Origin of the sequence: Pseudomonas sp. TNT3, from assembly GCF_010095445.2 — a bacterium.
Taxonomy (GTDB): Bacteria; Pseudomonadota; Gammaproteobacteria; order Pseudomonadales; family Pseudomonadaceae; genus Aquipseudomonas.
Genome location: NZ_WFGV02000018.1, coordinates 58979 through 81360, shown reverse-complemented (window position 1 = coordinate 81360; position 22382 = coordinate 58979). Strand labels below are relative to the sequence as shown.

Here is a 22382-nt window from a genome sequence, read left to right as displayed (position 1 = left end):
AACCTTAAACGTCAGCAGCAGGACCGCCGATCGGTGTTTCAGGACGCTCGCCCTGCACTACCGGAGGTGTTCCGGAAGTCCCGGTGCCACCAGACCAGTCGCGAGGTTCGCGAGGCGTACGACCCGCCATGATGTCATCGATCTGTTCAGCATCGATCGTCTCGTACTTCATCAGTGCATCAGCCATCGCATCAAGCTTGTCACGGTTATCCGTGAGGATCTGCTTGGCGGTGCCGTAGCACTGGTCAATGATGCTACGCACTTCGGAGTCGATCAGTTTGGCAGTCTCACCGGAGAAGCTTGCACTCTGACCGCCACCGCCACGACCGAGGAATACTTCACCCTCGTCTTCGGCATACATCAACGGACCCAGCTTTTCGGACAGACCCCACTTGGTCACCATATTCCGTGCAATCTGGCTGGCACGCATGATGTCATTGGAGGCACCGGTGGTAACACCGTCGAACCCAAGTGTCATCTCTTCGGCAATACGACCGCCGTACAGCGAACAGATCTGGCTGATCAATGCTCGCTTGGACAGACTGTAACGATCTTCTTCGGGCAGAAACATGGTCACACCCAACGCACGACCGCGCGGAATGATCGACACCTTGTAAACCGGGTCGTGCTCAGGCACGACGCGACCAACGATGGCGTGGCCCGCTTCGTGATAAGCGGTGTTCTGCTTCTCTTTCTCGGACATGACCATGGATTTGCGCTCAGCGCCCATCATGATCTTGTCTTTAGCCAGCTCGAACTCTTTCATCTCAACGACGCGCTTGCCAGTACGAGCAGCAAACAACGACGCTTCGTTTACCAGGTTGGCCAGATCAGCACCGGAGAAACCAGGAGTACCACGAGCGATAACCGCTGGAGCGACGTCGTCACCCATTGGCACTTTACGCATGTGGACTTTGAGAATTTGCTCACGACCGCGGATATCCGGCAAACCGACCACGACCTGACGGTCGAAACGGCCCGGACGCAGCAGCGCAGGGTCCAGAACGTCAGGACGGTTGGTTGCGGCGATGACGATAATACCGTCATTCATTTCAAAGCCGTCCATCTCTACCAGCAACTGGTTGAGAGTCTGCTCACGCTCATCATGACCGCCGCCCATACCAGCGCCACGATGGCGACCAACGGCGTCGATTTCATCGATGAAGATGATGCAAGGAGCGTGCTTCTTGGCTTGTTCGAACATGTCACGGACACGGCTTGCGCCTACACCGACGAACATTTCGACGAAGTCGGAACCGGAAATGGTGAAGAACGGCACTTTGGCCTCACCGGCAATCGCTTTGGCCAGCAAGGTTTTACCAGTACCAGGAGGACCCACCATCAGCACACCGCGAGGAATGCGACCGCCTAAACGCTGGAACTTGCCCGGGTCACGGAGGAACTCGACCAGCTCGCCGACTTCTTCCTTGGCTTCGTCGCAACCGGCAACGTCAGCCAAAGTGGTTTTCACCTGATCTTCGGAGAGCAGGCGCGCCTTGCTCTTGCCGAAGCTCATCGGACCGCCCTTGCCTCCCGCACCACCCTGCATCTGGCGCATGAAGAACATGAACACGGCGATGATCACCAGGATCGGGAAGCTCGCCACCAGGAGCTGAGTCCAGATGCTTTGCTGCTCAGGCTGCTTGCCTTCAACGACCACATGGTTGTCCACGAGGTCGCCAATCAGACCGTTGTCCTGGATTGCAGGACGAATGGTCTTGAAGCTGTCGCCATCACTGCGCTTACCGGTAATGACGTAGCCGTCAACCGCTACGCGCTCGACCTTGCCATCCTTGACCTGCTGGATGAAGTCGGAATAGTTGAGGGTCTGCGGCTCGTTAGGGCTGGAGAAGTTGTTCATCACTGTCACCAGGACAGCCGCGATGATCAACCACAGGATCAGATTCTTTGCCATATCGTTCAATTAACTACCCTCTGAAGCAAGCTCCGCTAATGGCGCGCGCTTCGCATGATATTCACCGGCCTAACTTACTACATTACCTACGGCTCTGGCAGGCGCCGTCTGTAACCCTTTGTGAAACACTTTCTACACAATATTCGCTAATGCTCACGGGGCGAAATACGAAAATCCTATCGACCCGCTAAAAAACTGCGATTTACTCACTACGGCCGCGGTAGCCCCAAGCCAGCATGTATTGCTCACGGGAGCTGCCGCGGGAAGAGTCCGGCTTGATCATCTGGACCTTGTCGAATTTCTGACGAGCGTCCTTCACGTAAGCATCAAACCCTTCGCCCTGGAACACCTTGATCACGAAATTACCACCCGGCTTGAGAATCCGAGCTGCCAAATCAAGAGCCAGCTCACATAGAAACATGGCCTTTGGCATGTCCACCTCAGGCGTACCACTCATATTGGGGGCCATATCGGAAATCACAAGGTCCACCTGCGAATTACCCACGGCTTCAAGGATCTGAGCGAGCACGTCGTCCCGGGTGAAGTCACCCTGGATGAAAGTCACATCCGGAATGCTGTCCATTTCCAGGATGTCCGAGGCTATCAGACGCCCCTGACCACCGATCAGCCGACTAGTGACCTGCGACCAGCCGCCGGGCGCCGCTCCCAAGTCGACAACGCTCATACCTGGACGGATCAGTTTGTATTTCTCCTGAACCTCCAGAAGCTTGTAACTCGCACGCGAACGGTAACCATCCTTCTGCGCCTGCTTCACATAGGGATCATTAACATGTCTTTGCAGCCACTTAAGGCTTGTCTTGGAACGGGCCACGGGCCACCTCGAAAATAAAACGGGTCGTGATTAACTGGGCGGTCCCGGACTCGCTCGGGTAAACTGGCCGCCGCTTTTTACAAGATCAGACGCAGGGGTCAGATTATGCCGCTCACTCAAGAGCAGAAGAAACAGTACAAATCCATTGGCCACCATCTGAAACCGGTTTTGATCGTGGCTGACAACGGTTTGACTGAAGGTGTGTTAGCCGAACTTGAACGCGCTTTGGCGGATCACGAGCTGATCAAAATCAAGCTCAACATCCTCGATCGCGAATCGCGCCTGGCGACCATTGCAGAACTCTGCAAGGTCGGCAAAGCCGATTTGGTTCAGGTCATCGGCAAGATGGCACTGATTTACCGCAAGAACTTCAGCGTCAACAAGCAGCTGTCGAACGTTCATCGCTTCAAGTGATGGCAAGGGTCAGGGGTGTGCTTCGCGCACCCTGCCACTCCATCCCGGCACCGGCTGTAAAACCAGCACAAGCCCGGAAAAACCTAGCACCAGATAGCTGAAAACCTGCCAACGCACGGCATCCGGCCATCCGAAGCGTACCGCGAAAAACATCCCGCACGCGTAGAACGCTATCATCAGCAGTTGCCCGCGAATATCGCGCCATAGACTGGCAAGGCCCTCGGCCTGAACCAGCACCAAAGCCTGAAAAATCACACAAGCTGTGGCAAAAGCGACCAACAGCCCGTTCAACACGCCTGCAATTTCATCAATCAACAGCGGTGCCAAGCCAATTTGCCCCAGCACCGGCAGCAGGCCGATATGCAACAGCCACAGGCCGCCAACCCAAAGCATCTGGGTCAGCTGCCAAAGAACAGCGCCCGCACGTAGCGGGCGCCTTCTTTTAGATGTGGCGTACTTCGACAATCTCGTACTCGATAACGCCACCGGGCGTTTTTACCGCAACCACATCACCCTCTTCCTTGGCGATCAAGGCTCGGGCCAGCGGCGAACCCACCGAAATCTTGCCCAGCTTGAAGTCAGCCTCGTCTTCACCAACGATGTGGTAAGTGACGCTTTCATCAGTCTCGACGTTGGCAATCTCAACGGTGGTGCCGAAAATCACTTTGCCGGTGTGAGGAATAGTCGTGACATCGATGATGACCTGATTCTGAATCCGGCCTTCAATGTCCCGGATCCGCGCCTCGACCATCCCCTGCTGCTCGCGAGCAGCGTGGTATTCGGCGTTTTCCTTCAAGTCACCCAGCTCGCGGGCCGTACCGATGTCCTGGCTGAGCTTCGGACGGACGACCTTGGTCAGGTGAGCGTGTTCTTCTTCCAGGGCTTTGGCGCCCTGGACAGTCATTGGATATTTGATCATGCCTTCAATCCTGCGTGTAGATCCTGCAAGCGACGCACGGTCTTCTCGGGACCGAACTTGAGCGCTTCGCAGATGGCTTCGCCAGCAGCAATGGTGGTTGTGCAGTAGATCTTGTGCTGCAAGGCATTACGACGAATGGAGTACGAATCAGCAATCGACTGACGACCTTCAGTCGTGTTGATGATCAGCGTGACTTCGTCATTCTTGATCATGTCGACCACGTGAGGACGACCTTCGGTCACCTTGTTCACACGACGCACTTTCAGACCTGCGGCTTCGATCAGCTTGGCAGTGCCGGCGGTGGCAACCACTTCGAAGCCCAAGTTGATCAGATCACGGGCTACGCCTGCAACCAACGGCTTATCGTCGTCACGCACGCTGATGAACGCAGTACCGCCGGTCGGCAGCACTTCGCTGGCACCCATCTGGGCCTTGGCGAATGCTTCGCCGAAGGTGTCGCCGACACCCATCACCTCACCAGTGGACTTCATCTCTGGGCCCAGGATCGGGTCCACACCAGGGAATTTGGCAAACGGGAACACTGCCTCTTTCACACTGTAGAAATTCGGGATGATTTCCTTGGTGAAACCGATTTCCTTCAGGGTCTTACCGGCCATCACACGGGCTGCGATCATGGCCAGGGAAACACCGATGCACTTGGACACGAACGGTACGGTGCGGGAAGCGCGCGGGTTGACTTCGATGACATAGATGTCTTCGCCCTGCAGCGCCAGCTGAACGTTCATCAGGCCGACAACGCCCAGTTCCAGAGCCATTTTCTTGACCTGTTCGCGCATCTCGTCCTGGATATGGCCAGGCAGCGAGTAAGGCGGCAGGGAGCACGCGGAGTCACCGGAGTGAACGCCGGCCTGCTCGATGTGCTGCATGATCGCGCCGATCACCACATCGGTGCCGTCGCAAACTGCATCGACGTCCATTTCGATGGCGCAGTTCAGGAAGTGGTCCAGCAGCACCGGGCTGTCATTGGACACTTTCACCGCGTCACGCAGGTAGCGCTTGAGCTCTTCTTCTTCGTACACGATTTCCATCGCGCGGCCGCCCAGTACATAGGACGGACGAACCACCAACGGATACCCGATCTTGCTGGCAGCACGAATCGCTTCGTCTTCGCTGCGCACGGTAGCGTTCGGTGGCTGACGAAGGTTCAGGCGTTCAACCATCTGCTGGAAGCGCTCGCGGTCTTCTGCACGGTCGATAGCGTCAGGGCTGGTACCGATGATCGGCACGCCGGCCTCTTCCAGGGCACGCGCCAGTTTCAGCGGGGTTTGGCCGCCGTACTGAACGATCACGCCTTTTGGCTTCTCGACGCGAACGATTTCCAGCACGTCTTCCAGGGTGACTGGTTCGAAGTACAAGCGATCAGAGGTGTCGTAGTCAGTGGAGACGGTTTCCGGGTTGCAGTTGACCATGATGGTCTCGTAACCGTCGGCGCGCAGGGCCAGTGCCGCGTGTACGCAGCAATAGTCGAACTCGATGCCTTGGCCGATGCGGTTAGGACCGCCACCCAGGATCATGATCTTGTCACGGCCCGTTGGTGCGGCCTCGCACTCTTCCTCGTAAGTCGAGTACATGTAAGCAGTGTCAGTGGCGAACTCGGCCGCGCAGGTGTCAACGCGCTTGTAGACCGGGAAAATTTCCAGCTTGTGACGGTGGCGACGCAGGTTTTTCTCGGTTACACCCAGCAGCTTGGCCAGACGCATGTCCGAGAAGCCTTTGCGCTTGAGGCGGAACATCAAGTCGCGGTCGATGCTGGCCAGACCCAGGGTCTTGACCTTCTCTTCTTCCTTGATCAGATCTTCGATCTGCACCAGGAACCACGGATCGATCATGTTCATGCCGAAGATATCTTCGACCGACAGGCCCGCGCGGAAGGCGTCAGCCACGTACCAGATACGCTCGGCACCCGGCACGGTCAGTTCGCGTTTAAGGATGCTCATGCTTTCCGGGTTGCTCAGGTCGAGCTTCTCGTCCAGGCCGCAGACACCCACTTCCAGACCGCGAAGGGCTTTTTGCAGGGATTCCTGGAAAGTCCGGCCGATGGCCATGACTTCACCCACCGACTTCATTTGAGTGGTCAGGCGCGCGTCGGCTTTCGGGAATTTCTCAAAGGCGAAGCGTGGCAGCTTGGTCACGACGTAGTCGATGGACGGCTCGAAGGACGCTGGAGTAGCGCCGCCGGTGATTTCGTTCTGCAACTCGTCCAGGGTGTAGCCGATCGCGAGCTTGGCCGCGATACGCGCAATCGGGAAACCGGTGGCTTTCGAGGCCAACGCCGAAGAGCGGGATACACGCGGGTTCATCTCGATGACAACCATACGGCCAGTGTCCGGGCAAATGCCGAACTGGACGTTGGAGCCGCCGGTTTCCACGCCGATCTCACGCAGTACCGCCAAAGAGGCGTTACGCATGATCTGGTATTCCTTGTCCGTCAGGGTCTGTGCTGGCGCAACGGTGATCGAGTCACCGGTGTGCACGCCCATCGGGTCAAAGTTTTCGATGGAGCAGACGATGATGCAGTTGTCTTTCTTATCGCGGACAACCTCCATCTCGTACTCTTTCCAGCCGATCAGGGATTCGTCGATCAGCAGCTCTTTAGTCGGCGACAGATCCAGACCACGGGCGCAGATTTCTTCGAACTCTTCACGGTTGTAAGCGATGCCGCCACCCGTGCCGCCCATGGTGAAGGACGGACGAATGATGCACGGGAAGCCAAGCTTCTCGAGAACCGCATTGGCCTCTTCCATGCTGTGGGCGATACCGGAACGCGGGCAATCCAGACCGATGGATTTCATTGCCTTGTCGAAGCGCGAACGGTCTTCTGCCTTGTCGATGGTGTCAGCATTGGCGCCGATCATCTCTACGCCGAACTTCTCCAGAACGCCTTCGCGCTCCAGGTCCAGTGCGCAGTTCAGAGCGGTCTGGCCACCCATGGTCGGCAGCAGCGCGTCCGGGCGCTCTTTCTCGATGATCTTGGCAACGGTCTGCCACTTGATCGGCTCGATGTACGTGGCGTCGGCCATGTCCGGGTCGGTCATGATGGTTGCCGGGTTGGAGTTCACCAGGATGACGCGGTAACCCTCCTCGCGCAGGGCTTTGCAGGCCTGGGCGCCGGAGTAGTCGAATTCACAGGCCTGGCCGATAACGATCGGGCCAGCGCCGAGAATCAGGATGCTTTTTATGTCTGTACGTTTTGGCATGGGTTTGTCACTCAAATCCGCAGGTCAGTCGGCAAGCCGTCTTGTTCAATCTGTGAAACTTGAGGGGGCCGCCGATCTCGGGACCACCCTCAAGCTTTGCTGCATCAGGGCTGGCGATTAGCGTCGCTTGGCCATTTCATTGATGAAGCGATCAAACAGAGGCGCTACGTCGTTCGGGCCAGGGCTGGCTTCAGGGTGACCCTGGAAGCTGAAGGCGCTCTTGTCGGTGCGCTCGATCCCTTGCAGGGTGCCGTCGAACAGCGACTTGTGAATCGCACGTACGTTGGCAGGCAGGGTTGCGTCGTCTACCGCAAAACCATGGTTTTGGCTGGTGATCATCACAACACCGGTATCCAGATCCTGGACCGGGTGGTTGGCACCGTGGTGACCATGGCCCATTTTCAGGGTCTTGGCGCCGGAGGCCAAGGCCAGCAGCTGGTGACCGAGGCAGATGCCGAACACCGGGGTCTCGGTTTCCAGCACGTCCTTGATCGCCTGGATCGCGTAGTCGCAAGGCTCAGGGTCACCTGGGCCGTTGGACAGGAACACGCCGTCTGGTTTCATCGCCAGTACGTCAGCAGCAGGCGTCTGCGCCGGTACTACGGTGACGCGGCAACCGCGCGCGACCAGCATGCGCAGGATGTTCAGCTTGACGCCGTAGTCGTAGGCAACCACGTGGTACGGCAGCTCGGAGGCATCGATGGTTGCGTGGCTGTCGGTTTTCAGGTCCCAGACAGTCGAACGCCACTCGTACTTCTCTTTGGTGCTGACGACTTTTGCCAGGTCCATGCCTTTCAGGCCAGGGAAACCCTGGGCAGCGGCGATGGCGGCTTCTTCGGAGATGTTGTCACCGGCCATGATGCAGCCGTTCTGTGCGCCTTTCTCACGCAGGATGCGGGTCAGGCGGCGAGTGTCGATACCGGCGATAGCCACAACATTGTTGGCTTTCAGGTAATCGGACAGGGACATCGTGTTACGCCAGTTGCTCGCAACCAGTGGCAGGTCACGGATAACCAGGCCAGCGGACCATACGCGGTCGGACTCGGCGTCTTCCGGCGTGGTGCCGGTGTTGCCGATATGCGGGTAAGTCAGGGTAACGATTTGTTGGGCGTAGGAAGGATCGGTAAGGATTTCCTGATAGCCGGTCATTGCGGTGTTAAACACCACCTCACCAACGGTTTGACCGTCGGCTCCAATGGCTTCGCCGCGAAAAATGCTGCCATCAGCAAGGGCGAGTATGGCTGGCTTAGTCAAGAAGACCTCCCGTAAATAAAGCCTGAAAGGGCGATCGCAGGTGTAAAAAAGCGGAGTGACGTATGGACACGTCACTCCGCTCATTCACTGAATTATTCTGCGCGCTTTTAGTGAACACACTAAAGCTGTAGCTTACAGAAAAAGGCAATTTTGGTCTACCGCCAATGAGCCCGAAAGGCTGGAGAATGCGACAGGTCGTCGCTTGGCGGAGTAAAACCGGGCTCAAACACGATGTTTGAACCCGATTCCGGATGCATATTAACGCAGGTCGAGCACGTCTTGCATGTCGTAGAGGCCTGGCTCGCGACCATCGAGCCACAATGCGGCACGAACCGCACCCTTGGCGAAGGTCATCCGGCTGGAAGCCTTGTGAGTAATCTCGACACGCTCGCCATCGGCGGCGAACAGCACGGTGTGATCACCAACGATGTCACCCGCACGTACAGTTGCGAAACCGATCGTTTCGCGCTCGCGGGCACCGGTCTGGCCTTCCCGACCATAGACCGCCACCTTCTTCAGGTCACGCCCCAGCGCATCGGCGATGACTTCACCCATGCGCACAGCGGTACCTGAAGGCGCATCGACTTTATGGCGATGGTGAGCTTCGGTGATTTCGATGTCGACATCATCACCCAACACACGAGCAGCCGTATCGAGCAACTTCAAGCACAGATTAACGCCGACACTGAAGTTGGCCGCGAAGACGATCGGGATGTCCTTGCCCGCCTCCGCCAGCAACTGCTTCTCTTCAACGCTGAAACCGGTGGTACCGATAATCATCGCTTTACCGTGCTTGCGGCAGAACGCGAGGTTTTTCAGGGTGACTGTCGGGTGTGTGAAATCGATCAGCACGTCGAACTCGTCGACGACTCGAGCCAGATCACCGGACAGCGGTACGCCAATACGACCCAGCGCCGCCAGCTCACCGGCATCCGCACCGACCAAGGTGCTGTCAGGACGATCGACAGCCGCCGTCAAACCCGCGCCCGGCGTCTGCTGAACAGCTTCGATCAAGGTTTTACCCATGCGCCCCGCGGCGCCCATCACTGCAATACGTCGCATGCCTGCCTCCTTACAAATCGCCGAAGAAGCGCTTCACGCCTTCGAACCAACCGGTGGTTTTCGGCGAGTGACTATTGTCGTCCTCCAGCGAGCTGCGGAACTCTTCCAGCAATTCACGCTGACGACGCCCCAGGTTGACCGGAGTCTCCACCGCTACACGGCACATCAGATCACCAGCACCACCGCCACGCACCGGCGCGACGCCTTTGCCACGAACACGGAACTGCTTGCCGGTCTGGGTCCCCTCCGGGATTTTCAGTTTGACCCGACCATCCAGGGTTGGAATCTCCAGCTCGCCGCCCAGCGCGGCATCAACGAAGCTGATTGGCACTTCGCAAAACAAATGCTTGCCGTCACGCTGGAAGATCGCGTGCTCGCGCACGTTGATCACCACATACAGGTCGCCCGTCGGGCCGCCCTGAGCACCCGCCTCGCCCTCACCGGACAGACGAATGCGATCGCCGGTATCAACGCCGGCCGGGACTTTGACGGAGAGGGTTTTGTACTCTTCGACACGACCTTCGCCGTGGCAGGAATCGCACGGATCGGAAATGATCTTGCCCTGACCATGACAGCGCGGGCAGGTCTGCTGCACAGAGAAGAAACCCTGCTGCATACGAACCTGACCGATACCGCCACACGTCGGGCACGTGACTGGCGAGGAGCCTTTCTTGGCACCCGAGCCGTCACACGGTTTGCAATTAACCAATGTCGGAACGCGGATATTCACCGTCGTACCGCGCACCGCCTCTTCCAGGTTCAGCTCCAGCGTGTACCGCAGGTCACTGCCACGCTGAGCGCCGCCACGGGTACCGCCGCGACCGCCACCGAAGAAATCACTGAAGACATCACCAAAGATGTCGGAGAAATTCTGCCCACCAAACCCGGCACCACCGCCACCCATACTCGGGTCGACACCGGCATGACCGTACTGATCGTAGGCCGCACGCTTACCGGAATCGGACAGTACTTCGTAGGCTTCGTTGGCCTCTTTGAACAGCTCTTCCGATGCTTTGTCATCGGGATTACGGTCTGGGTGGTGCTTCATTGCCAGGCGGCGGTAGGCCTTCTTCAGGTCTGCTTCGCTTGAGCCACGCTCAACACCCAATACTTCGTAATAGTCACGCTTTGCCATAAGTCTTTGCACTCTTAAGGACGTTCGACAAAGCTCTCCTGAACCTCGCCAAACTCGTTGAGCCCCAATACAGGCCCGGACCCAACTCACGTCAATTCAACGATCCTGGTCTTTGATTCATTGCGGTACTTTCAGCTCGAAAAGCAGGAGCATCTTCGGCCATACCACCAGCGCGCGAGCGTTGTCGCATGCTGTAAAAATTCGTGTACTCCAGACACGCCAACGCGGGAGCAGGCTCCCGCGCGGCGACATCCTACCAGTCACCGCCTTAAGGCAGTCAACCGGGCGACCAACAACTTACTTCTGGTCTTTGACTTCTTCGAACTCGGCATCGACAACGTCATCAGCCTTCTCAGCCGACTCGCCTTGCGGTGCAGCGCCTTCAGCAGGCTGAGCCTGTTCGGCGTACATCTTCTGCGCCACTGGAGCGGAGACTTTCGACAGTTCTTCAACCTTGGCTTCGATGGCAGCCTTGTCGTCGCCTTTAACGGCGGCTTCCAGGGCAACCACTGCCGCTTCGATTGCAGTCTTCTCTTCAGCGCTCACTTTATCGCCAGCGTCTGCGACCATTTTGCGAGTCGAGTGAACCAGTGCGTCGCCCTGGTTACGGGCAGCTGCGAGTTCTTCGAACTTGCGGTCTTCGTCAGCGTTGGTTTCAGCATCACGAATCATCTGCTGAATTTCTTCCTCGGACAGACCCGAGTTAGCCTTGATGACGATCGACTGAGTCTTGCCAGTGGCCTTGTCTTTGGCGCCTACGTGCAGAATGCCGTTGGCGTCGATGTCGAAGGTCACTTCGATTTGTGGCACGCCACGTGGTGCTGGTGGAATCTCGGCCAGGTCGAACTTGCCCAAGGACTTGTTCTGAGCTGCTTGCTTACGTTCACCTTGCAGCACGTGAATGGTCACAGCGCCCTGGTTGTCGTCGGCAGTCGAGAACACTTGCGATTTCTTGGTAGGAATCGTGGTGTTTTTCTCGATCAGCGCAGTCATCACGCCGCCCATGGTTTCGATACCCAGAGTCAGCGGGCTGACGTCGAGCAACAGAACGTCTTTAACATCACCGGCCAATACTGCGCCCTGGATTGCAGCACCCATGGCAACGGCTTCGTCCGGGTTCACATCTTTACGAGCTTCTTTACCGAAGAACTCGGTTACCAGCTTCTGAACCAGTGGCATACGGGTCTGACCGCCTACCAGGATCACGTCGTTGATAGCGCCAACGTCGATGCCGGAGTCTTTCAGAGCAATGCGGCAAGGCTCGATAGTGCGTTGAACCAGGTCTTCTACCAGCGCTTCCAGCTTGGCGCGGGAGATTTTCACGTTCAAGTGCTTAGGACCGGTAGCGTCTGCAGTGATGTACGGCAGGTTCACGTCGGTCGACAAAGCAGAAGACAGCTCGATCTTGGCTTTTTCAGCGGCTTCTTTCAGGCGCTGCATGGCCAGCGGATCACCTTTAAGGTTCATGCCGCTTTCTTTCTTGAATTCGTCGACGAGGTAGTCGATCAGACGAATGTCAAAGTCTTCACCGCCCAGGAACGTGTCACCGTTGGTGGCCAAAACTTCGAACTGGTGCTCGCCATCCACTTCAGCGATTTCGATCACGGAAACGTCGAACGTACCGCCACCCAGGTCGTAAACGATCACGGTGTGATCGCCTTTCGCCTTGTCCATACCGTAAGCCAAAGCGGCTGCGGTTGGTTCGTTGATGATGCGTTTAACGTCCAGACCCGCGATACGGCCGGCGTCTTTGGTCGCCTGACGCTGGCTGTCGTTGAAGTAGGCCGGAACGGTGATCACCGCTTCAGTCACTGGCTCGCCGAGGTAGTCTTCGGCGGTCTTCTTCATTTTCTTCAGAATTTCAGCCGAGATTTGTGGCGGCGACATTTTCTGGCCGTTCACTTCAACCCAAGCATCGCCATTGTCAGCCTTGGCGATTTTGTAAGGGACCATCTTGATGTCTTTCTGTACGACTTCTTCGTCGAACTTGCGACCGATCAGACGCTTCACCGCATACAGGGTGTTGTGCGGATTGGTCACTGCCTGACGCTTGGCGGACTGGCCAACCAGGATCTCGCCATCGTTGGCGTAAGCGATGATCGACGGCGTGGTACGCGCGCCTTCAGCATTTTCAATAACTTTGGCTACGCCGTTTTCAAGCACGGAGACGCAGGAGTTGGTAGTCCCCAGGTCGATACCGATAATTTTGCCCATGTTCACTCTCCCGAAACTTTGGATTTGGTTGCCGCAGCAGTGATGGCTAACTGCGGTAGTACTTAAACGCTTGACTTCTAAATGGGGGCCTTGCGGCTAATTTCAAGCCTGCTCGTCAATCGAAGGCGCAACTGGTGATGGAGCCTTGCTGACCACGACCATGGCCGGGCGCAACAGGCGGCCATTAAGCTGGTAGCCCTTCTGGAATACCTTGAGGACGCTGTTCGGCTCGACATCAGCGCTTTCCTGCATGGCCATCGCCTGGTGATGAACGGCGTTGAACGGTTCGCCATGCGGGTCGATCGCTTCCAGCTGATAACGCTTGAGGGTGTCCTGGAACATCTTCAGGGTCAGCTCAATGCCTTCACGCATTGGACGAATGCTTTCGTCATCCGGACTGGACAACTCCAGGCCGCGCTCCAGGCTGTCGATAATCGGCAGCAGGTCAGCGGCGAATTTTTCCAGCGCAAATTTGTGAGCTTTCTCTACGTCCTGCTCGGCGCGACGGCGGACGTTCTGCAGATCGGCGGCAACACGCAAAGCCTGATCCTGCGCGCCTGCCAGCTGCTCTTCGAGCACTTGTACACGTGCCGCCAGGTCTTCACCCGAAGCCTCGGGGCCCTTATTGGCGTCTAGATTTTGCGTATCCACTGTCTGTTCGTCAGCCATAGATTTCTCCTTTCAATATCGTCCGCGAGCTCAACTCGCGCTTCTGCCCAGCTATATGGGGCCGCAAAATTAAGCTTCAAGGGGTCGAGTCGTATTAACCCTACAAAAAGAGCTGCATTGTGAATTCATGGCGGCCTAAGGATTGCTCCCATTCAAACAAATAGAGCTAAGCGAGGGCATTGTCAGCCCGCTTGAAAACACTGTATAAATAACCAGACCTAACACCTGGGAGCGGCCTCTATGCTGGTGCACCTGTCTGTACACAACTACGCCATCGTTGAACATCTCGATCTTGAACTTGATCGCGGGATGAGCGTGATCACAGGGGAAACCGGTGCCGGCAAGTCGATCATGCTCGACGCGCTGGGCTTGACCCTCGGTGATCGTGCCGACAGTGGCGTAGTCCGCCCCGGAGCAGACAAGGCCGATATCCTGGCAACCTTTGACCTGGTCGACATTCCAGAAGCAAGCGCCTGGCTCGCTGAGCGCGACCTCGACAGTGACGGTCCGTGCATCCTGCGCCGGGTGATCACAGCCGAAGGACGCTCGCGCGGTTACATCAATGGCACTCCGTGCCCGCTTGGCGACCTCAAGTCCCTGGGCGAGCTGTTGATCGATATTCATAGCCAGCACGAACACCAGTCTCTACTGAAGACCGATACACACCGCCGCCTGCTTGACGAGTACGCGGGCGCTACCGATCTTGCCCGCCACGTTCAACTGGCCGCCCAGCGATGGCGCCAGACACGACAGGAGCTGGAACGCCTTTCCAACTCCGGTGACGAACAGCGCGCCCGCCACCAATTGCTCAGCTACCAACTCGAAGAGCTTGAAAATCTGGGCCTTGGCGAGAACGAGCTGGAGCAATTGGAGCACGAGCACAAGAACCTCACCAACGCCGAAACCTTGCTGGGCATCTGTCGGCAAGTGGTCGAACAGTGCAGCGAAAGTGACTCCGGCAATGTCCTGAACGCCCTTACCGCCAGCCTTAATCGATTGTCCAGCGTGAACAATTCGATCGGCGCGCTCGGCGAGGCCAGCAGCTTATTGACCAGTGCGCAGATTCAGGTTGAAGAAGCCGTGGGCGAACTGAACCGCTTCCTCGATAACTTTGATGCCGACCCGGCGCGCCTTCAGTACCTGGAAGAGCGCCTTGATGCGATCTACACCATGGCACGCAAACATCGCATCCAGCCGACCGAAGTGGCCGAGATGCAGCAGCGCCTGCTTGATGAAATTGAAACATTGAATGCCAACGATGAATCCATCGAGCGACTGAGCGACGAACTCGCTTCCTACGCCCGTCACTACCAGGAAAAAGCCCGGGAGCTCAGCGACCTTCGCCATCAAGCTTCTAGCAGTCTCGCTGCTGCCGTGGAGCAGGAGATCCAGCGACTGGGCATGCCCGGCGGCCGCTTCACCATTGAACTGCGCCCCAACACCAGCGATGAATTGCTGCCCAATGGACTTGAACAGGTTGAACTGCTGGTCAGCGCCAACCCCGGGCAGCCGCTTAAAGCGCTGGCGAAAGTAGCATCTGGCGGCGAGTTGTCACGAATCAGCCTGGCCATTCAGGTCATCACTGCCCAGACCTCACGCGTGCCTACGCTGGTGTTCGACGAAGTGGACGTGGGAATCGGTGGACCAACAGCCGAGATTGTCGGCCAGTTGCTGCGACGCCTCGGAGAACGTGGCCAGGTACTGACCGTGACTCACTTGCCGCAAGTCGCAGCCCAAGGACACCAGCATCTATTCGTGCACAAGGTGCGTGGCGAAGATGCAACCCGTACAGCCGTCTCCAAGCTAAGCAAAAATGACCGTGTCGAAGAGGTGGCGAGGATGCTGGGTGGCATCGACCTGACCAAGGAATCCCTGGCGCACGCTAAGAAGATGGTAGTTACCGCGAGAATTTAAAGAAGGCAGACAGCACGAAGGCGACCCTGGGGTCGCCTTCGCTCGTTTCGCGAACCTTAAGTTCGCGCGACATGCTTACTTTTTCTTGCGTACGTACAGCACAAGATTGTGATCAACCATCTCAAAGCCATACTTATCGACAATGGCTTTCTGCAGACGCTCGATTTCTTCGTCGAAGAATTCGATCACTTCGCTGGTTTCGACGTTGACCATATGGTCGTGATGCTTGCCGTCGTCCAGCTCGAAGACCGCATGGCCTCCGTCGAAGTTGTGCCGCACCACAAGGCCAGCTGCCTCGAACTGAGTCAGTACACGGTAAACCGTGGCCAGACCGACGTCCTCACCAGCCTCCATCAGCGCCTTGTAAACATCCTCGGCACTCATGTGGCGTTGCTCGGCGGAATCGAGCATTTGCAGAATTTTGACCCGTGGAAGGGTCACTTTGAGGCCGGCTTTGCGTAGTTCGCTATTTTCAACCATGGTCAGCTTTCTCGCGATGCTGCTTCGCAGCTTCTCTTAATGCGGGTATGATCGGCGTTTACGTTGTCCCAGCCAAGATAGTGGAAGTCGCCCACCGATGCAAAACACCAAGCTCTTGCTAACCAGTTTCACCTTTGTGGGACTGCTCGCACTCGCCGGTTGTTCATTCCCCGGGGTTTACAAAATCGACATCCAGCAGGGCAATGTCGTCACGCAGGACATGATAGACCAGTTACGCCCGGGAATGACCCGTCGGCAAGTACGGTTTATCATGGGTAACCCTCTGCTGACCGACACGTTCCATGCCGATCGCTGGGATTATCTGTACAGCCTGCAACCGGGTGGCGGTGAACGCCAACAGGAACGCATTAGCGTTATCTTCAACCCAAATGATCAACTTGTCAGCCTCTCCGGCGATTTCATGCCGGGCGTGAGCCGTGACGAAGCCATTCTCGGTAAGGATAGCGACACAAATGTGACCGCGCCTGCAGAAAACGTCGAGAAGCCGAAACCGGAAAAACCGGTCAAACCAGGTTCGTTGCTGGATCAGATCCAGAAGGACGTGGACGGCGTAGAAACCGTACCAGTCCCGACTCCAGAACCACTGGACACCACGCCGCAATAATTTGCGACGCATTAAAAAACCCGGCTTGTCCGGGTTTTTTATTGTCTGGTGTTTAGCAGATCACTGGTTTCGAGCCTTGGTCTCGGCGGCCTTGGCTGCACGTAACCGGCGAACTTCTTTCGGATCGGCGAGCAATGGTCGGTAAATTTCAATGCGGTCACCCGCTTTCACCAAACGGCTGTCCGGATCGCTGATCACTTTGCCGAATATCCCGACAGGACAATCGGCGAGATTCAGCTCTGGAAATTCCTTTCCAACACCTGACTGCTGCAACGCCTCTCGCACTGTCGCCACCGCCGGCACCTTCACACTGAGAAGCACCTGACGATCAATGGCGGCGTAAACCACCTCGACCTCGATCATGTCCTCAACCATGCATTTGCTTGGCACGTTGACAGAACGCATCCACCAACGTGTTAGCCGCCTGATTGAACAACGGTCCCAAGGTCGCGCGGATAATCGGCCCGGCGTAGTCGAACGACAAGTCCAGGCTGATCTTGCAGGCTTTATCGCTCAAAGGCTTGAAGACCCAGACACCATGCAGCTGATTGAATGGCCCTTCCTCGAGATTCATCTCGATGGAATGACCGGGCACCAACGTATTGCGCGTTACGAAATGCTGGCTGAGGCCACCTTTGGCTACACCGACACTCGCGCGCATATGCTCGGGCGAGCTTTCCAGCACCTCCGCTGACGAGCACCACGGCAAGAACTCCGGGTAACGCGCCACGTCGTTTACCAGGTCGTACAGCGCTTGCGCCGGATAAGGCAGCAGGGCCGAACGTTGAATATGTGTCGTCATGTCAGCGTCACTTCCACAGCTGGGCGGCAAACACTACAAGAATGCCGATGGGCGCCACATAGCGCATCAAAAACAAGGACAGGTTAAACAGTACCGGACTGCGGATCGACAACTCATCACGCACGGCCTCACGGCCCATCACCCAGCCTGCAAACACCACGAAACATAAACCACCGAGAGGCAGCATGATCCGCGAGGTGAAGAAATCGATCACGCCGAAGAAGTCCAGACCGCCTGCCGCACCCCATTGATAGAGGTGGAACATTCCGCCTTCGTTCACGAAAAACTTGGCTTCCTTCCAGATATTGAAGGAAAAAACCGTGCCCAACCCTACGAACCAGCAGGTGAACGCCAACCAGAAAGTCACCCAGGCGCGTCGGACTTTGGTTCGTTCAACCAGATAAGCCACCATCGGCTCCAGCAACGAAATCGCCGAACTCCAGGCTGCAACTGCGACCAGCACGAAGAACACGACGCCCATCAACTGACCGAAAGCCACGTTGCCAAAAGCAAAAGGAAGGCTGACAAACATCAGGCCCGGGCCTTCGCTTGGGTTCAAGCCCGCAGCGAACACAATTGGAAACAATGCCAGACCAGCGACAAGGGATACGAACGTATCCAGCAGCGCTACACCTACGACAGTACCGGAAATCGACGAATTCTTCGGCATGTAGGCGCCGTAGATCATGATCGAGCCAACGCCGACACTCAGGGAAAAGAAGGCGTGCCCCATCGCTGGCAGCAAGCCATCGAGCACTTTTTCCGGATGGAAGTCGAACATGAAATGCACGCCTTCCATGAAATGCCCGGTGGTCATGCTGTAACCCAACAGCACCAGGATCATCACAAAGAGCAACGGCATCATGATCCGCAAGCTGCGCTCAAGCCCGGCAACCACGCCTTTGGCGATCACAACGGCTGACAGGAGCATGAAAACCGTGTGCCAAAGTGTCAGGCGCCAAGGGTCGGCGATTACATTGCCAAAGTACGCGCCGACCTGGTCTGGCGTGACGCCCTGAAAGTCCCCACGCCCCATGTCGATGATGTAATCGAGCGACCAGCCGCCCACCACACTATAGAAAGACAGGATCAGCAACGCCGTGATCATCCCGGCGAATGCCCCCCAGGACCACTTGCCCGAATGCCCCGCTTCTATTGCCAGCACCTTCAAGGCATTGGCCGGACTTTGCCGGGCGCGACGGCCGATCAGGGTTTCAGCCAGCATGACCGGCACACCGATCAACGCGATACAGGCCAGGAACATCAGCACGAAGGCGCCCCCGCCATAGACGCCGACCATGTAAGGGAATTTCCAGATACTACCCAGGCCCACGGCCGAACCGGTCGCGGCGAGTATGAAGACCCAGCGGCTAGCCCAACTGCCGTGGACAGAAACCTTGTCTGTCGACATCGTTATCACGCCCAAGCGTTCAAAAAAGAGGGCGCATTGTCCGGGATTCAATCAACCTGCTCAAGCACGTAGCGATACCGTAGCCGACTCGCGCGCAACTCCCTATAATGCCGCCCCTATGGCTAAACAGAAGAAACACCCCACAGGGACCATCGCGCAAAATAAAAAGGCGCGACACGATTACTTCATCGAACATCGGTTCGAGGCTGGTCTGGTCCTGGCCGGCTGGGAAGTAAAGAGTTTGCGGGCGAGCAAGCTGCAACTGGTTGACAGTTATGTACTGCTCAAGGATGGCGAAGCCTGGCTGCTCGGCAGCCATATCACGCCGCTGATGACCGCAAGCACCCACGTCATCGCCGATCCGACCCGCACCCGAAAGTTGCTGCTCAACCGGCGCGAGCTGGAAAAGCTGGCCTCTGCCGTGCAGCAAAAGGGTTATGCCTGCGTATGCCTGTCCTGGTACTGGAGCAAGCACATGGTCAAGTGCGAGATCGCTCTGGGCAAGGGCAAGAAGGAATACGACAAGCGTGATACCGAGCGCGAACGCGATGCCGGCCGAGAGCTGCAGCGTGCAGTGCGGAACAAGGGCAAGGAAGATTAATCCTCCTTTTGCCTGAGGCCACCATCGCGAGCAGGCTCGCTCCCACAGTGGATTTGTGAACAACACAAACAAATGTGGGGGCGAGCCTGCTCGCGATGGCGATTGCAAACCCGACACAAACTCTGACTGACTACGTCCCCTTGCGCCGCTCCGCTCGAGCCATGCGCTGAACTTCCTGCCGCACCTCCTCCAGCACTTCCTGCACGTACAAAATGTGCCGACTGGACACTTCCCGCGCCTGCTCCGCCCGTCCCTCGACTATCGCCAGGTACAACTCACGGTGCTGAGTAATCAACATGTCGCGAGTTTCCGTACGCTGCTTGTACATCCCGCCAATGTTTGTCACCACGTTGCGCTTGAGCAGATCGAACAGCCCACGAATCGTGTGCAGTAAAACCGCGTTATGACTGGCCTCGGCAATCGCGAGGTGGAATTTCGCATCAGCGGCCCCCTCCTCCGCCCGGCTGACTTCGTCGTGACGGGTATAGCAATCCTGCAGTTCATTGAACGCAGCAGTCAGCCGCTCACGATCCACATCAGTGGCGCGCAACGCTGCGTAATAGGCGCAGGACGCTTCCAGCGTGTGGCGAAATTCAAGCAGGTCGCGCTGGGCTTCTGGATTGCTCTCCAACAGGTGCAACAGCGGATCGCTGAATGTCGACCCCAGCGACTCCACCACATAGTTGCCACCGCCTTGGCGACTGACCAGCAAGCCCTTGGCCGCCAGTTTTTGAATCGCCTCACGCAACGAAGGACGTGACACCCCGAACTGTTCGGCGAGTGCACGTTCGGCCGGCAAACGCTCGCCGGACTTCAGCGTCCCCTCAAGAATCATCTCCTCGAGTTGCTCGACAATATCGTCAGACAAACGGCGCTGACGAATCTGATCAAACCCCATAACTCAATTCTCCACGATCCCGGCAGCTCGCCGGGGTCTCTATTCTGGCCTATCCGCGCTGCAGCAGCACCTACCAGACGACGCTCGACAGCGTAAACAAATCAGCCTCTGCACCCTGCCTGCGACAAAAGTTTTAGGGCGACAAATTGACACACCGCCTACAAGGCTTTTACCCTAGCCAACAGCGATTGTAAATTGGTATTACCAATTAACCAAGAACGCTCATCAGTGCCTGACCAACAACAATTAGGGGCCATCCCATATGCAAACCTGGCAACAGCTCTACAGTCCGCTCGGCAGCCTCGGCCTGTCCGCACTCGCCGCCGTCATTCCCATCGTGTTTTTCTTCCTCGCTTTGGCAGTGTTTCGCCTCAAAGGCCATGTGGCAGGCAGCATTACGCTGGCCCTGTCGATTGCAGTAGCGATCTTTGCCTTCCAGATGCCGGTCGACATGGCGTTCGCCGCAGCCGGCTATGGCTTCGCCTACGGCCTTTGGCCCATCGCGTGGATCATCGTGGCAGCGGTGTTCCTCTACAAATTGACGGTCAAAAGCGGCCAGTTCGAAGTGATCCGCAGCTCCGTGCTGTCGATCACTGACGATCAGCGGCTGCAGGTGCTGTTGATCGGCTTCTGCTTCGGTGCCTTCCTGGAAGGCGCAGCCGGTTTCGGCGCACCTGTGGCGATTACCGCCGCGCTGTTGGTAGGACTGGGGTTCAACCCGCTGTACGCTGCCGGGTTATGCCTGATTGCGAACACGGCGCCAGTGGCCTTCGGCGCCTTGGGCATTCCGATTATTGTCGCCGGGCAAGTTACCGGCATCGACGCCTTCAAGATCGGCGCAATGACCGGTCGCCAACTGCCGCTGCTGTCGCTATTCGTGCCGTTCTGGCTGGTGTTCATGATGGACGGCATGCGTGGCGTCCGCGAAACCTGGCCGGCGGCACTGGTGGCGGGCTTGAGCTTCGCTGTCACCCAATACTTCACGTCGAACTTCATCGGGCCTGAGCTGCCGGACATCACCTCGGCGCTCGCCAGCCTGATTTCCCTGACGCTGTTCCTGAAAGTCTGGCAGCCGAAACGCACCGCCGGCCAACACATCGCCGGTGCAGTCTCCGCGTCTGTCGTAACCGCCAGCGCCGGTGGTTTCGGCTTGCCGCGCAGCACCGTTGCCTCTCCCTACAGCCTGGGTGAGATTTTCAAAGCCTGGTCTCCCTTCCTGATCCTCACCGTGCTGGTGACTATCTGGACCCTGAAACCGTTCAAGGCGATGTTCGCTGCGGGCGGCTCGATGTACAGCTGGGTGTTCAACTTCGCCATTCCGCACCTGGACCAGATGGTGATCAAGGTCGCACCGATCGTGACCGCTCCGACCGCTCTCCCCGCCGTGTTCAAACTCGACCCGATTTCGGCTACAGGCACGGCGATATTCTTCTCCGCGCTGATCTCGATGCTGGTGCTGAAGATCAACTTCAAAACTGGTCTGACCACTTTGCGCGAGACCTTCTACGAGTTGCGCTGGCCGATTCTATCCATTGGCATGGTGCTGGCCTTCGCCTTTGTCACCAACTACTCAGGCATGTCTTCGACCATGGCGCTGGTATTGGCCGGTACAGGCGCAGCGTTCCCGTTCTTCTCGCCGTTCCTCGGTTGGCTGGGCGTATTCCTGACCGGTTCCGATACGTCTTCCAACGCACTGTTCAGCTCGCTGCAAGCCACCACGGCACACCAAATCGGCGTGAGCGATGTGTTGCTGGTCGCCGCGAACACCAGCGGTGGCGTCACCGGCAAGATGATCTCGCCTCAGTCGATCGCCGTGGCCTGCGCCGCGACCGGCCTGGTGGGCAAGGAATCCGACCTGTTCCGGTTCACCCTCAAGCACAGCCTGTTCTTCGCGACGATTGTCGGCTTGATCACCCTGGCCCAGGCCTACTGGTTCACCGGCATGCTGGTGCACTAAGGACTACACGCTGCACGCATTAAACCGACGCCGTACCACGACTACGGCGTCAGCTATTCACA

Annotated in this window: 20 protein-coding genes; 5 read left to right on the top strand and 15 right to left on the bottom strand. The window is 57.3% G+C overall.

What is annotated here, in order from left to right:
• Positions 1 to 4 precede the first annotated feature (4 nt).
• Together ftsH and rlmE are read right to left on the bottom strand one after the other, a co-directional pair.
• Positions 5 to 1915 (bottom strand): ATP-dependent zinc metalloprotease FtsH, encoded by a 1911-nt coding sequence (ftsH, locus tag GBC55_RS13310; RefSeq protein WP_162437902.1) that lies wholly within the window; start codon positions 1913 to 1915, stop codon positions 5 to 7.
• Positions 1916 to 2117: 202 nt separating this feature from the next.
• Positions 2118 to 2747: a 23S rRNA (uridine(2552)-2'-O)-methyltransferase RlmE gene (gene rlmE / locus GBC55_RS13305; protein WP_020299918.1), complete on the bottom strand. Its 630-nt coding sequence runs from the start codon at positions 2745 to 2747 to the stop codon at positions 2118 to 2120.
• 105 nt (positions 2748 to 2852) lie between these two features.
• Here rlmE and GBC55_RS13300 point away from each other — a divergent pair, with 105 nt between their 5' ends.
• On the top strand, positions 2853 to 3161 hold the full coding sequence (locus GBC55_RS13300; RefSeq protein WP_162437901.1) for a YhbY family RNA-binding protein: 309 nt from the start codon (positions 2853 to 2855) through the stop codon (positions 3159 to 3161).
• A 9-nt stretch (positions 3162 to 3170) separates the two neighbouring features.
• Here GBC55_RS13300 and GBC55_RS13295 read toward each other — a convergent pair whose 3' ends face one another.
• The 8 genes from GBC55_RS13295 to grpE form a co-directional block, all read right to left on the bottom strand.
• Positions 3171 to 3554, bottom strand: a complete 384-nt coding sequence (locus GBC55_RS13295; protein WP_162437921.1) for an MFS transporter — start codon at positions 3552 to 3554, stop codon at positions 3171 to 3173.
• 49 nt (positions 3555 to 3603) lie between these two features.
• Positions 3604 to 4080, bottom strand: a complete 477-nt coding sequence (greA, locus tag GBC55_RS13290) for a transcription elongation factor GreA (RefSeq protein WP_010463507.1) — start codon at positions 4078 to 4080, stop codon at positions 3604 to 3606.
• Entirely contained in the window at positions 4077 to 7298 is a 3222-nt protein-coding gene (carB, locus tag GBC55_RS13285; protein ID WP_162437900.1) for a carbamoyl-phosphate synthase large subunit, read from the bottom strand. The genes greA and carB overlap by 4 nt, the downstream gene beginning before the upstream one ends.
• 117 nt (positions 7299 to 7415) lie before the next feature.
• A complete protein-coding gene (gene carA / locus GBC55_RS13280; protein ID WP_162437899.1) occupies positions 7416 to 8552 on the bottom strand; it encodes a glutamine-hydrolyzing carbamoyl-phosphate synthase small subunit in 1137 nt (378 codons plus the stop codon).
• A gap of 258 nt (positions 8553 to 8810) precedes the next feature.
• A complete protein-coding gene (gene dapB / locus GBC55_RS13275) occupies positions 8811 to 9614 on the bottom strand; it encodes a 4-hydroxy-tetrahydrodipicolinate reductase (RefSeq protein ID WP_162437898.1) in 804 nt (267 codons plus the stop codon).
• A 10-nt stretch (positions 9615 to 9624) separates the two neighbouring features.
• Positions 9625 to 10749 carry a molecular chaperone DnaJ gene (gene dnaJ, locus GBC55_RS13270; protein ID WP_162437897.1) on the bottom strand — a complete coding sequence of 375 codons (1125 nt, stop codon included), beginning with the start codon at positions 10747 to 10749 and terminating at the stop codon, positions 9625 to 9627.
• Between the two features lie 297 nt (positions 10750 to 11046).
• Positions 11047 to 12963, bottom strand: a complete 1917-nt coding sequence (gene dnaK / locus GBC55_RS13265; RefSeq protein ID WP_162437896.1) for a molecular chaperone DnaK — start codon at positions 12961 to 12963, stop codon at positions 11047 to 11049.
• A 102-nt stretch (positions 12964 to 13065) separates the two neighbouring features.
• Positions 13066 to 13632: a nucleotide exchange factor GrpE gene (gene grpE / locus GBC55_RS13260; protein WP_162437895.1), complete on the bottom strand. Its 567-nt coding sequence runs from the start codon at positions 13630 to 13632 to the stop codon at positions 13066 to 13068.
• A gap of 240 nt (positions 13633 to 13872) precedes the next feature.
• On the opposite strand from grpE, the gene recN reads away from it, so the two are divergent.
• Positions 13873 to 15546: a DNA repair protein RecN gene (recN, locus tag GBC55_RS13255; RefSeq protein ID WP_162437894.1), complete on the top strand. Its 1674-nt coding sequence runs from the start codon at positions 13873 to 13875 to the stop codon at positions 15544 to 15546.
• A 75-nt stretch (positions 15547 to 15621) separates the two neighbouring features.
• Here the strand turns inward: recN and fur are convergent, their stop codons facing one another.
• Positions 15622 to 16026 (bottom strand): ferric iron uptake transcriptional regulator, encoded by a 405-nt coding sequence (gene fur / locus GBC55_RS13250; RefSeq protein ID WP_003197684.1) that lies wholly within the window; start codon positions 16024 to 16026, stop codon positions 15622 to 15624.
• Positions 16027 to 16123: 97 nt separating this feature from the next.
• On the opposite strand from fur, the gene GBC55_RS13245 reads away from it, so the two are divergent.
• A complete protein-coding gene (locus GBC55_RS13245) occupies positions 16124 to 16651 on the top strand; it encodes an outer membrane protein assembly factor BamE (RefSeq protein ID WP_162437893.1) in 528 nt (175 codons plus the stop codon).
• A 60-nt stretch (positions 16652 to 16711) separates the two neighbouring features.
• Here GBC55_RS13245 and GBC55_RS13240 read toward each other — a convergent pair whose 3' ends face one another.
• Genes GBC55_RS13240 through GBC55_RS13230 form a run of 3 tightly spaced genes read right to left on the bottom strand, consistent with a single transcriptional unit; the run spans position 16712 to position 18864 of the window.
• On the bottom strand, positions 16712 to 17026 hold the full coding sequence (locus GBC55_RS13240) for an RnfH family protein (RefSeq protein ID WP_162437892.1): 315 nt from the start codon (positions 17024 to 17026) through the stop codon (positions 16712 to 16714).
• Positions 17019 to 17453 (bottom strand): type II toxin-antitoxin system RatA family toxin, encoded by a 435-nt coding sequence (locus GBC55_RS13235; protein WP_162437891.1) that lies wholly within the window; start codon positions 17451 to 17453, stop codon positions 17019 to 17021. The genes GBC55_RS13240 and GBC55_RS13235 overlap by 8 nt, the downstream gene beginning before the upstream one ends.
• Before the next feature lie 7 nt (positions 17454 to 17460).
• Positions 17461 to 18864, bottom strand: coding sequence for a sodium-dependent transporter (locus tag GBC55_RS13230; protein ID WP_162437890.1), 1404 nt, complete (start codon positions 18862 to 18864; stop codon positions 17461 to 17463).
• Between the two features lie 118 nt (positions 18865 to 18982).
• Here GBC55_RS13230 and smpB point away from each other — a divergent pair, with 118 nt between their 5' ends.
• On the top strand, positions 18983 to 19465 hold the full coding sequence (gene smpB / locus GBC55_RS13225; protein ID WP_150580576.1) for an SsrA-binding protein SmpB: 483 nt from the start codon (positions 18983 to 18985) through the stop codon (positions 19463 to 19465).
• A gap of 130 nt (positions 19466 to 19595) precedes the next feature.
• On the opposite strand, the gene GBC55_RS13220 is transcribed toward smpB, so the two are convergent.
• Positions 19596 to 20363 carry a GntR family transcriptional regulator gene (locus GBC55_RS13220; RefSeq protein WP_162437889.1) on the bottom strand — a complete coding sequence of 256 codons (768 nt, stop codon included), beginning with the start codon at positions 20361 to 20363 and terminating at the stop codon, positions 19596 to 19598.
• Positions 20364 to 20625: 262 nt separating this feature from the next.
• On the opposite strand from GBC55_RS13220, the gene GBC55_RS13215 reads away from it, so the two are divergent.
• The gene (locus GBC55_RS13215; protein ID WP_162437888.1) at positions 20626 to 22320 is read left to right on the top strand and encodes a lactate permease LctP family transporter; all 1695 of its coding nucleotides are present in this window, start codon (positions 20626 to 20628) and stop codon (positions 22318 to 22320) included.
• Positions 22321 to 22382 lie beyond the last annotated feature (62 nt).

What these genes read in the sequence shown, in the direction of transcription:
- ftsH (WP_162437902.1), bottom strand. Translation starts at nt 1,915, where the DNA reads ATGGCAAAGAATCTGATCCTGTGGTTGATCATCGCGGCTGTCCTGGTG.
- GBC55_RS13300 (WP_162437901.1), top strand. Translation starts at nt 2,853, where the DNA reads ATGCCGCTCACTCAAGAGCAGAAGAAACAGTACAAATCCATTGGCCAC.
- GBC55_RS13295 (WP_162437921.1), bottom strand. Translation starts at nt 3,554, where the DNA reads ATGCTTTGGGTTGGCGGCCTGTGGCTGTTGCATATCGGCCTGCTGCCG.
- greA (WP_010463507.1), bottom strand. Translation starts at nt 4,080, where the DNA reads ATGATCAAATATCCAATGACTGTCCAGGGCGCCAAAGCCCTGGAAGAA.
- carB (WP_162437900.1), bottom strand. Translation starts at nt 7,298, where the DNA reads ATGCCAAAACGTACAGACATAAAAAGCATCCTGATTCTCGGCGCTGGC.
- dapB (WP_162437898.1), bottom strand. Translation starts at nt 9,614, where the DNA reads ATGCGACGTATTGCAGTGATGGGCGCCGCGGGGCGCATGGGTAAAACC.
- dnaJ (WP_162437897.1), bottom strand. Translation starts at nt 10,749, where the DNA reads ATGGCAAAGCGTGACTATTACGAAGTATTGGGTGTTGAGCGTGGCTCA.
- dnaK (WP_162437896.1), bottom strand. Translation starts at nt 12,963, where the DNA reads ATGGGCAAAATTATCGGTATCGACCTGGGGACTACCAACTCCTGCGTC.
- grpE (WP_162437895.1), bottom strand. Translation starts at nt 13,632, where the DNA reads ATGGCTGACGAACAGACAGTGGATACGCAAAATCTAGACGCCAATAAG.
- recN (WP_162437894.1), top strand. Translation starts at nt 13,873, where the DNA reads ATGCTGGTGCACCTGTCTGTACACAACTACGCCATCGTTGAACATCTC.
- fur (WP_003197684.1), bottom strand. Translation starts at nt 16,026, where the DNA reads ATGGTTGAAAATAGCGAACTACGCAAAGCCGGCCTCAAAGTGACCCTT.
- GBC55_RS13245 (WP_162437893.1), top strand. Translation starts at nt 16,124, where the DNA reads ATGCAAAACACCAAGCTCTTGCTAACCAGTTTCACCTTTGTGGGACTG.
- GBC55_RS13240 (WP_162437892.1), bottom strand. Translation starts at nt 17,026, where the DNA reads ATGGTTGAGGACATGATCGAGGTCGAGGTGGTTTACGCCGCCATTGAT.
- GBC55_RS13235 (WP_162437891.1), bottom strand. Translation starts at nt 17,453, where the DNA reads ATGACGACACATATTCAACGTTCGGCCCTGCTGCCTTATCCGGCGCAA.
- GBC55_RS13230 (WP_162437890.1), bottom strand. Translation starts at nt 18,864, where the DNA reads ATGTCGACAGACAAGGTTTCTGTCCACGGCAGTTGGGCTAGCCGCTGG.
- smpB (WP_150580576.1), top strand. Translation starts at nt 18,983, where the DNA reads ATGGCTAAACAGAAGAAACACCCCACAGGGACCATCGCGCAAAATAAA.
- GBC55_RS13220 (WP_162437889.1), bottom strand. Translation starts at nt 20,363, where the DNA reads ATGGGGTTTGATCAGATTCGTCAGCGCCGTTTGTCTGACGATATTGTC.
- GBC55_RS13215 (WP_162437888.1), top strand. Translation starts at nt 20,626, where the DNA reads ATGCAAACCTGGCAACAGCTCTACAGTCCGCTCGGCAGCCTCGGCCTG.